Source organism: Oleiphilus sp. HI0080 (assembly GCF_001635135.1).
Window position 1 is genome coordinate 1 of record NZ_LWFU01000595.1, and the last position, 1,541, is coordinate 1,541.

Consider the following 1,541-nt stretch of genomic DNA (forward strand, 5'->3'; position numbering starts at 1 on the left):
CCGCGCCATTGCGGAGCCTGCTGGCGCGATTGGTGTGGCAGGCCTGAAAAAATATGTTGAGCAAACCGGGGTTCAGGGTGAGAACTTGTTAACGGTCGTGTCTGGCGCAAATATGAATTTTGATCGTTTGCGTTACATTTCAGAGCGAACGGAAATTGGCGAAAAGCGCGAAGCGATCTTGGCAGTGACGCTACCGGAGAAACCTGGCAGCTATAAAAGGTTTATTAAAGCCTTACACCGGCGTAATATCACTGAGTTTAACTACCGTTACGCAGATGGTTATGAAGCGCAGATTTTTGTAGGTGTACAGACCTCGGGTGTCGATGGTGAGCGTTTGCAGCTTGTTGAAGAGCTCGAAGAGCAGGGTTATCCGGTGAGTGATTTAACGGATAATGAACTGGCTAAATTGCATATTCGCCATATGGTGGGTGGGCGTTCTCAGGTTGAAAACGAGCACGTGTACCGATTTGAATTCCCTGAGCGGCCCGGAGCCTTGATGAAATTTCTCACCTCACTGGGAAGTAAATGGAATATCTCTATGTTCCATTATCGAAACCATGGTGCCGCCTACAGTCGTGTTTTTATGGGCGTACAGGTCGATAAATCTGAGTTGAAGCTATTCAATGAGATGCTTGATGAGATCGGCTTTCGCTACTGGGATGAGACGAATAATCCGGTTTACCATCAGTTTTTGCGTGGTAAGTAAGTTGCCGCTTCCGAGATGATCGCGTCCATTGGTATGTCCCAAGGCGCGACGTCTATTTTTTGGATTTTTTGGAAATCATATCCGAAACCCAGCATAAACGGAGGTTTGGATGCGAAGGCGATCTCGTTTTTAAATGCGAAGTGGCGATCATAAAATCCGCCCCCCATCCCCACTCTGTTGGCTTGCTCATCGAAGGCGACCAAAGGACATATCACAAGGTCTAAGTGCTTTGGCGAGATCACGTTTTCTTCTTTCAGTTCTGGCTCAGCCATGCCAAAGCGATTCTCCACCAAGCGAGTACCGGGTTGGAAGTGAACAAAGTACATGCGCTCTTTGTTGATTGGGTCGAGAGCCGGTAAATAAACGTGTTTTCCGTGTGATAGGGCCTGATCTATCAGGCTTTGTGTTTCTACTTCACCGAGTGCTGAAAGATATAGAGCAAGGTTTTGGGCTTTGTTGTAATAAAGCGTTTGGAGCGCTCTCTGACAAATTTGTTGGCCTAAATCGCTTCGATCTTCTGGAGATAATGCTAGTCGGCGTTTGCGGATAGTCTGTCGCTGCTGCTCGAGAGTGTAGCTTGCGCGATCATTTTTTATGACGTTCTTAGGAGTGCTTTTCATGAGCGCTGTCTCGTAAGTGTGCCCAAAATGCCGCTGCCTGATAGGGCCTTGAACCGAAAGGTTCAAGGTGGCGAATACCTGACGTATATTAGGCTTTCCCGCCGAAGGGGACATGCACACAACACGTGAAATACTTGCCTATAAAAAAGTATCGGCTCGAGGACTTATCTGGCTGGCGAACATTCCAGGTCACGGTCCTAGTATAATTTTTCCTA

1 protein-coding gene, 1 other RNA gene and 1 pseudogene are annotated in these 1,541 nt (G+C 47.6%); 1 reads left to right on the forward strand and 2 read right to left on the reverse strand.

Annotation, left to right across the window (positions count from 1 at the left end; all coding sequences use genetic code 11):
• A pseudogene (locus A3751_RS13050) lies at positions 1-706 on the forward strand (threonine ammonia-lyase, biosynthetic); the annotation flags it as partial.
• On the opposite strand, the gene A3751_RS13055 reads toward A3751_RS13050, so the two are convergent.
• Positions 685-1,326, reverse strand: coding sequence for a 5-formyltetrahydrofolate cyclo-ligase (locus tag A3751_RS13055; RefSeq protein ID WP_068456733.1), 642 nt, complete (start codon positions 1,324-1,326; stop codon positions 685-687). The pseudogene A3751_RS13050 and the gene A3751_RS13055 overlap by 22 nt on opposite strands.
• A 15-nt stretch (positions 1,327-1,341) precedes the next feature.
• Positions 1,342-1,520, reverse strand: a non-coding RNA gene (ssrS, locus tag A3751_RS13060) — 6S RNA.
• Positions 1,521-1,541: the final 21 nt, after the last annotated feature.